This window comes from Chamaesiphon sp. OTE_20_metabat_361 (assembly GCF_031364565.1).
Genome location: NZ_JANLWO010000466.1, coordinates 1 through 8,141, shown reverse-complemented (window position 1 = coordinate 8,141; position 8,141 = coordinate 1). Strand labels below are relative to the sequence as shown.

At 47.4% G+C, this 8,141-nt stretch carries 7 protein-coding genes and 1 pseudogene; 2 read left to right on the top strand and 6 right to left on the bottom strand.

The features are described from left to right. Nucleotides 1-255, top strand: a 255-nt coding sequence (locus RMO35_RS13670; protein ID WP_309741850.1) for a pyridoxine 5'-phosphate synthase, incomplete at its 5' end; no start/stop codon positions are given. A gap of 114 nt (nt 256-369) precedes the next feature. Then, complete coding sequence (locus tag RMO35_RS13665; RefSeq protein ID WP_309741849.1) at nt 370-693, top strand: MgPME-cyclase complex family protein; 324 nt, start codon at nt 370-372, stop codon at nt 691-693. A 368-nt stretch (nt 694-1,061) separates the two neighbouring features. Here the strand turns inward: RMO35_RS13665 and ppsA are convergent, their stop codons facing one another. From ppsA to RMO35_RS13635, 6 genes and pseudogenes are all read right to left on the bottom strand, one after another. After that, nucleotides 1,062-3,587 (bottom strand): phosphoenolpyruvate synthase, encoded by a 2,526-nt coding sequence (ppsA, locus tag RMO35_RS13660; protein WP_309741848.1) that lies wholly within the window; start codon nt 3,585-3,587, stop codon nt 1,062-1,064. A 28-nt stretch (nt 3,588-3,615) separates the two neighbouring features. Continuing rightward, on the bottom strand, nt 3,616-4,530 hold the full coding sequence (locus RMO35_RS13655; RefSeq protein WP_309741847.1) for a hypothetical protein: 915 nt from the start codon (nt 4,528-4,530) through the stop codon (nt 3,616-3,618). Between the two features lie 174 nt (nt 4,531-4,704). Beyond that, complete coding sequence (locus tag RMO35_RS13650; RefSeq protein ID WP_309741846.1) at nt 4,705-5,490, bottom strand: class I SAM-dependent methyltransferase; 786 nt, start codon at nt 5,488-5,490, stop codon at nt 4,705-4,707. A 56-nt stretch (nt 5,491-5,546) separates the two neighbouring features. Then, nucleotides 5,547-6,149, bottom strand: a complete 603-nt coding sequence (locus RMO35_RS13645; protein WP_309741845.1) for a pentapeptide repeat-containing protein — start codon at nt 6,147-6,149, stop codon at nt 5,547-5,549. Between the two features lie 78 nt (nt 6,150-6,227). Next, entirely contained in the window at nt 6,228-7,148 is a 921-nt protein-coding gene (locus tag RMO35_RS13640; protein ID WP_309741851.1) for an o-succinylbenzoate synthase, read from the bottom strand. 170 nt (nt 7,149-7,318) lie between these two features. After that, nucleotides 7,319-8,141, bottom strand: a pseudogene (locus RMO35_RS13635) (serine/threonine protein kinase); the annotation flags it as partial.

Genomic DNA, 8,141 nt, shown 5'->3' with positions numbered 1-8,141 from the left:
GCGGAGGCTAGAGAGCCAATTCAGGTGGAGCAGGAGCTGGCAAATTTAGCCCAAGGCTGCGAACTGGCGATCGCGGCTGGTTTGCGGGTGAATGCGGGACACGGACTGACTTATTGGAATGTCCGCCCGATCGCGCTGCTACCCGGTATGGAAGAATTAAATATCGGCCACAGTATCATCAGTCGATCGGTACTCGTCGGGATCGATCGCGCCATTCGCGAAATGAAAGCCGCTATGTTTGGAGTTATTTACTAGTGATGGGAGATGGGAGATGGGAGATGGGAGACTGGGAGATGAAGAATTGTTCATTACCTTTCCCCTTTCCCCCTTTCCCCTTTCCCCCCTAAAACCTAAAACCTAAAACCTAATATGAAAACCTACTACTACCTAGTCGCCAGTCAAAGATTTCTGAGAGAGGAAGAAGATCTCGATGAAGTGTTTTCAGAGCGGATTCGCAATTATCAAGAACAAAAGAAAGAAATTGACTTTTGGATTATCGATCGACCAGCTTTTTTGGATGCTCCAGAATTAGCTAGTATCAAGGCTAAAATTCCCCAGCCAGCTACAGGAATTATCTCTACTAATAAACAGTTTATTACGTGGTTGAAACTGCGTTTAGAGTTTGTGATAACGGGTGAATTTTTAGCTCCATCGGCGACTATTCCCGATCCACTGGCAATCGCAGCGGTTTAAATTGTAGGATTCAGTTGTGGATATCCGATTTCTTGAAAAGATCGGGTAGTTTATTCACAAACGATCGGTATTAAGTAAGTCGGCATAATTATTTTAAACACTAGAATTACATACGATCTATGTGGTGGGCATTGCCCACCCTACTGGGACGACACGACTAAAACTGTGGGCATTCAGAACGCTGAAAAATACAACTAGCAATATTTTGAACGATCGCTTTACCCACAGTTTTAGTCGTGTCGTCCCACTACTATCCTGAAATTGTTTGGCTTTCTCCTGAAGGAGACGTTACCCGATTGAGTAAAGTATCGAAACGCCCGATCGAAATGTTGACACTTGGGTTGTGCTATTTATCATGGGTGTCATGACTAAGCGGATCGGCCGCCAATCTCGCTCAAACTAGCTTCTACCCGCGCAATTTCTAGGCGAGTTTTAATCACCGAATCGGGATTGAGGCTGATCGAATCGATACCTTGTTCTACTAGAAAGCGGGCAAATTCTGGATAGTCACTGGGGGCTTGTCCGCAGATGCCGATTTTCTTGCCGTTGGCTCTGAAGGTAGCAATTGCCATTTTGACCATCGCCATCACCGCTTCATTGCGCTCGTCAAAAATGTGGGATACTAGTTCTGAATCGCGATCGAGTCCCAATGTCAACTGAGTCAAATCGTTCGAGCCGATCGAGAAACCATCGAAGATTTGGGAAAATTCAGCCGCCAGGATGACGTTGCTGGGTACTTCGCACATCATATAGACTTCTAGCCCATTACCCTGCACTAAGCCATTGGCAGCCATTTCTGCCAAGACGCGGCGACCTTCAGCGGGGGTTCGACAGAAGGGAATCATCGGAATGATATTCATCAAGCCCATTTCTTCACGCACCCGCTTCAATGCTTGGCATTCCAGCGCAAAAGCAGCTCGATAGGTGGGGTCATAGTAGCGCGAAGCGCCGCGCCAGCCAATCATCGGATTCTCTTCATGGGGTTCAAATTGACGACCGCCTAACAGGTTGGCGTACTCATTGCTCTTGAAATCGGACATCCGCACGATCGCGGGACGAGGATAAAAGGCTGCGGCAATTGTGGCGATGCCATGTGCTAGTTTATCGACAAAGAAATCTGGCTTGTGGGGATAGCCCAACGTCAGCTTGGCAATCTCGCGTTTGACAGTTGCATCTGCGAGCAGATCGAAATTTAGTAATGCCAAAGGATGCACCTTGATTTGGTTGGCAATAATAAACTCCAACCGTGCTAAACCGACACCATCGCAAGGAATCGCCGCCAGTCCCAGCGCGGCATCGGGGTTGCCGACATTCATCAGGATTTGGGTGTGGGTGGGCGGTAACTGGCTCAATTGGGTCTCGATGACTTCAAATGGCAACAAGCCATCATCTACTCGCCCGATGTCACCCTCGGCGCAGGAAACAGTGACCGCTTGCCCTGTGGAGATCGCCGTAGTCGCATCACTACAGCCAACGAGCGCCGGAATCCCCATTTCTCTGGCAATAATCGCCGCATGACAGGTACGTCCGCCTTGATTGGTGACGATCGCGCCCGCCTTTTTCATAATCGGCTCCCAGTCTGGATCGGTTTTATTTGTCACCAGGACTTCTCCCGGCTGGAATTGGGCGATTTGATGGACATCAAAAATTACCCGTGCCGATCCTTGCCCGATGCGTTCGCCGACTGCGCTCCCGATCGTCAGAGCAGGGATGGTAGATTGGTGAGGCGATGTGAACCGATAGCTGCGGAGGATATTGGCGGATTTCTGGGACTGGACTGTTTCGGGACGCGCCTGAACGATGTATAGCTGTCCGGTTTCACCATCTTTTGCCCACTCGATATCCATCGGCGTATATATGCCCCGCACGGCTGAATAATGATCCTCAATAATTACCGCCCACCGCGCCAATGTGAGAATTTCATCATCCGAGATCGCGAATTTAGCACGATCGGCTTCAGTAACGGGCACGTTTTTGGTCAGTTTCGATCCGCCCACATCGTAAACCATCTTCATCGCTTTACTCCCCAGCCGTTTTTGGAGAATCGGGCGAAAACCATCGGCGAGCGTGGGTTTAAACACCAAGAATTCATCAGGATTTACCGCGCCCTGGACGACATTTTCACCCAAGCCATAAGCCGCACAGATGGAAGCCGCGTTCCTAAATCCGGTTTCGGGATCGATCGAAAACATCACTCCTGAAGCAGCTAAATCCGATCGCACCATCTTTTGGACTCCCACCGAGAGATCCACATTTAGATGGTCGAATCCCCGCGTTGCCCGGTAGGAAATCGCTCGATCGGTAAAAATCGAGGCAAAGCATTTATGACAGGCTTCAAGCACCTGCTTGACCCCGTGGACGTTCAAATAAGTTTCCTGTTGTCCGGCGAAACTAGCATCGGGTAAATCTTCAGCGGTAGCACTCGATCGCACCGCTACGTCGGTATGATGCAGACATTCGACTAGATCGGTGTGAATTGGGGCGAGGAGATCGCCATCTGCACCAGAGCCATATCGATCGCAAAGTTGGGTATAAGCATTCGCGATCGCTAGTTCTAATTCTTGCGGGAACGGCGCATTCAACATCAACGATCGCGCCTGTTCGCCAATCTGGCGCAGATTTTGGAGATTATCGACATCCAAGTCGGCAAAAATCCGCTGAAGTTTAGGCTCTAAACCTGCTTGGGCAATAAAATAGCGATAAGCCGCCGCAGTGCTGGCAAATCCATTCGGCACATTCACTCCTTTGGACGCAAGTTGCCCGATCATTTCTCCCAGTGAGGCATTTTTACCACCCACCAGCGGGAGATCGTCGATACCAACTTCATCAAACCACAGAATAAACGCTCGATCGCGAGCTATTTCGGTCATCAATGTGGGAGCGGTACCGAGCATAATTCAGTCCTCTAGTGGCGATGATATTTTAGTCTAGACTGAGAATTTGAGGAAATTGTGAGGAAGGTCCGCGATCGATTCGGACTTCGAGCGATCGCGGACGATATGTGAGAATAAAATCTCTCACTCGCTGGTAGTTTTTTTTGGTTGTGAGTCCGATACAACCCGATGTACCATCTTCTTTTTTATCTTTATTAAAACTTGGATCCCAGTGAATACCCAGAGCAGTGCGTCTCATCCGGCGATCGAAACCAGGCTTGGGAAAAATCGGTACCATCGTACCGCCGACTTCAGCAATAGTGCCAGCAACTACTCGCGCTGATATCGAATAAGAACCATCTGGTAATGGTGCTTCTGTCTGGCTTTGATAACGATTTCTAGCTTGCGTAAATCCTCTGCCACTAACAGCATCGAGTTGAAAGGTAGAGCTTGATGTTTTGTTTCGATAGGCTGTCAATTGATAAATAGGGTTCTGAAATTTACTATAGGGATGGCTGGGAGCTTTGCTTAAAACTAGACACGGAAAGGATTTGCAAATAGCATTTTTGGGAGAACGAGCGGCAATATTACCGACATCTTCCGAGTGAGTAGGCTGAAGATCGTCGGCGATTGGATCTTGAGGTGCTGCATCCGATTTCAATTGCAGGTTGGCAAGCTCGGTAGCTGGTTTTCGAGCCAAATCTGCGATCGAGTTCAATGAGTTGACATCAGGTACTGGCGCAGGAGAGCTAACTGTGACAGTTTTGACATCTGGACTACCGATCGGCGCTGTGGATGGGATAACGATCGGTAATCGATCGAGGTTTTGTCCGGGTGCTGTCTGCTCGGCGACAGCCATCGGTGCTAGATCGATCTTTGCAGTAGGAGATTTGGAGCTACAACTGACGGCAGATATAGCGATGAAACTCCACCCAATTCCAGCAGCAATTAAAACCTTAGACATATATTGAGATTGTGAAGAGGCGATGTTTATAACTACTCACCATCGCTAGCATCATATTCAGATACACTATTTCTACGTGTTTTCCGCAAATATCCGGAACTTTCAGAAAAACTAGCCGTAGCCCAGTGGCTACATAGTAGATGAATGGTTACTTTCAGTATGCCCACACTGAAGCTAAATATTTTTGTTGTCGCAGGAAGCTAGATGTAGGCTAGTAGAGTATTTGAGACAAATAAAACCATCATTTTGAAAGCGATCGAACAACTGCTCTAGGTCTAGTATCAGTCGATCTAGCAAGGTTCCTTCCTTTGGGGTGTAAGAATTACTCCGCACCCGCCCGATTAATCCGGCTAAATCCAATTCTTGATAATTGGCAAAAGTAGCTAATCGGACATTGGTAAAATGTGGACTAACTAACAGTGGTTGTGCCGAGTCAGAGCGTTTGTGAATCGCTGGATCGACAGATCCAGAGACGGTTAAGTTACTATATTCAGTTGTAAAAGCATCTTCTTTATCCCGATTATTCCAAACCAATGTTAACCGTCCCGTCGATTTGAGAATGCGCTGAAACTCTAGTAAAGTCGGTGTCGGATCGAACCAGTGGAAAGCTTGAAAACAGGTGACTAAATCGACTGAATCATCCTCAATCCCCGTCGCCTCGGCTTTGCCATCGCGAAATTCTACCAAGGGATGCGGTTTTGCCGCCGCGCTCATCGCGGCATTCGGCTCGATGGCGAGTACTCGGACACCGCGCTCGGCTAACAACCGCGCAGAAATGCCCGTACCTGCACCAATATCAGCGGCGACAATCGTTGCCGCATCTAACCCATCCAAAATGGTGTCAATGACTGCGGCGGGGTAGCTCGGTCGATATTTGACATAATCGGCTGCTCGATCTGAAAACCGATTGAGTGGATTGAGTGTATGCAGTGCGCTGGGATTGGTATTAGTTTCGCTCATGGTATCGATCTACAAGTAACGAATTTCGATCTTATCTAAAAAATCGATCTCGTGGACTACTGAATTTCTATTTGAATGTCGTATTTATCCAATAGTCCTGCTATACCCGATCGAGAGAACTTAGCTTTTTTAATGCGGTTTAATTCGGGGTCGATTGAGTAATTAATCGCAGTCCGCAAGTCAGCTTTTTCCAGAACCGTGTCTTTAAACATCGCTCCCGTCAAATCGCAGTCATCAAATACGGCAGAGCTAAGATCGCATTCGGTAAAGTCTACTTCATAAAGTTGAGAGTTTTTAAATATTGTCTGCTTGAGTTTGACCCGCTTCTTCGTAGGCGATGTTGTATCGACAAACGAAGAGCGATCGAGTATGCAGGTATTGAAGCTCACTGCAAATCCAAATTCATTGCAGTCACCAAAATTCAGCCCTAACATTTTGCAACTTTTAAATTTAATATCTTTCAATGCTGTTTGAGTAAGATTTGCCAAGCTGAGGTTGCAGCCTGAGAATTCACATTCCAAAAATTTAAACTCGGAAAGATCGGCATATGAAAGATCGCAGTTGAGGAAGGTGCAATATTCATACTCACCTTTGCACAATGGGTTTTGAGTGAAATCTATTTTGTCAAAAGTTTCTTCTTCTATAAATACCTGTTCCATAATTTCTCCATGTTGTAAACGAAAACTTGTTCTTTACTAAAAATAATGGCTCTACCAAACCGATCTAATTTCGAGAAGCTATCGAGCGATCTCGCTAAACCATTCATCTACACCAAACCCCATGCTGCGGCTGAGTTTCAACGTCGATGCCAATTGGAGAGCGGCAGTTTTGCCTACGCTAGTCTCCAGCACTGATGAAAAAACTACATCGAGCTGGTGACGTGCGATGAAATCGCCTAACCGCCACGGAAATCCGGCGATTCCTGGCTTGATGACATAAATACCGCGCCACCCAGCAGCGTAGACGGCTTCGATCCGATCGCAGGTCGCGACAGATTCATCTAGGGCGATCGGGGTATGATATTTTTGGGCTAATTCGATCGTCCGATCGATCTCATCTACGCCCAGCGGTTGCTCGATAAATTCGATCCGCGCTTCCTGGCTACAAGTTTCTAACCACTGCTCGGCGAGGGGATAAGTTAAACCACCATTGGCATCGAGTCGGAGTTTGGCAGCAGCGGGTAAAGCTGCGATTAATTGTCTCCAGATTGGCATCTCCTGGGCGATCGGCAGTACGCCAATCTTCCATTTGAAGGTGGAGTATCCTTGGGCAGACAAAGCCTGTAATCGCTCGATTGCTGCCGTTCCTGAAGGGAGCAACGCGCTCATATCCAGAGGCGATACCGCAATTGACGGCTGAGGATCGAAAGCAATGAGGGCACTCCCAAACCCAAATTGACAGGCGGGTAAAGTATCGGGGATTCGATAAATTTGGGCGGTAGTAATCTTATCGCCGAGCTGTTGACACCAGGATAGTGCCTGCTCGATCGATTCTGAACCAAACCACGGTATCGGTGCGATCTCGCCTTGATAGGATCTCCCCGCACCATCTGTCAGTGTAATAATTATCCCCGCTCTGATTTCCCAGCTCCCATGACTAGTTTTCAACGGTTGTCGAAAGGGACGTTGATAAGTTGAATAGGTAAATTGGTAGTGGATAGTGGATAGGGGATAGTGTGAATAGTGGATAGTGGATAGTGAATAGTGGATAGTGGATAGAAAAGTAGGGTGGGCAGTGCCCACCGACTAGGTTTCAGGCACAACCTATTTCATAAATAATTGCACCTACCTAATTATTTACTTCTTATTTAGCGATCGCAATATTGGTTTTACCAGAACGATTTTTTATCGCGATCGAGACGCTCTCTAGATGTAGGCTTGAGATAATTGGGAGTCGGTTTTAGATCGGCAGCGGTAAGTTTTAACTTGTAGGCAAACGGTCGATCGCTCTGCGAAACTAGGACAAATTCATGATAGCCATTAACACTAGTTTTACCAGACCAATTATTAGTTGAAGCGGTGGTAAGGATGGCGGGAAGCCTGGACGTGGGTGGATAAATTGAGAGCTTAGTAGGTGAGTCGGCTTGAATATCGATCGCGATATCTTGACCGCCAGCTAAACTAGCTATGTACACTTTACCTACTCCCGGTTGGAGTGTGCCGCTGACTGTACCGTTATTGCCACCGACAGGAAAAACAATTTCCGACATCGCTTGTTGTGCCCCAATCGCTTGAACTCGGTCGAACATGGTGGCGAGATAGATTTGCCCCATTGGGGTTGTGAGAAATCGATCGAATCCCAGTCCCAATTTCTGAGCCGAATATTCAGTAATCGACCGATATTTGGCATTGGTTAGCTCGATTAAGGCGCGTTCGCTTAGATGTAATTTATTAATTTGTGCTTTCCAATTCGATCGATCTCTATCACTATATTGACCGATTCTTTGGATGGCATCGCTACTGAGATGCTGAGTTAATTTACCACCTAAATCGTTGGCGATCGTCTCTACTTGGGTGCGGACTTGAGTATCGCCAGTTTTGACTGTCTGAATTTGGGGATTTTGGCTGATAAATACTTGTGTGACGGCATTACCGTAGGCTTGAGTATTGACGCCTTTACCGACTAGAACGGTGGGAAATGGTGGTGCGAGG

Coding starts and splice junctions, on each gene's coding strand:
- RMO35_RS13665 (WP_309741849.1), top strand. CDS start 370: ATGAAAACCTACTACTACCTAGTCGCCAGTCAAAGATTTCTGAGAGAG.
- ppsA (WP_309741848.1), bottom strand. CDS start 3,587: ATGCTCGGTACCGCTCCCACATTGATGACCGAAATAGCTCGCGATCGA.
- RMO35_RS13655 (WP_309741847.1), bottom strand. CDS start 4,530: ATGTCTAAGGTTTTAATTGCTGCTGGAATTGGGTGGAGTTTCATCGCT.
- RMO35_RS13650 (WP_309741846.1), bottom strand. CDS start 5,490: ATGAGCGAAACTAATACCAATCCCAGCGCACTGCATACACTCAATCCA.
- RMO35_RS13645 (WP_309741845.1), bottom strand. CDS start 6,149: ATGGAACAGGTATTTATAGAAGAAGAAACTTTTGACAAAATAGATTTC.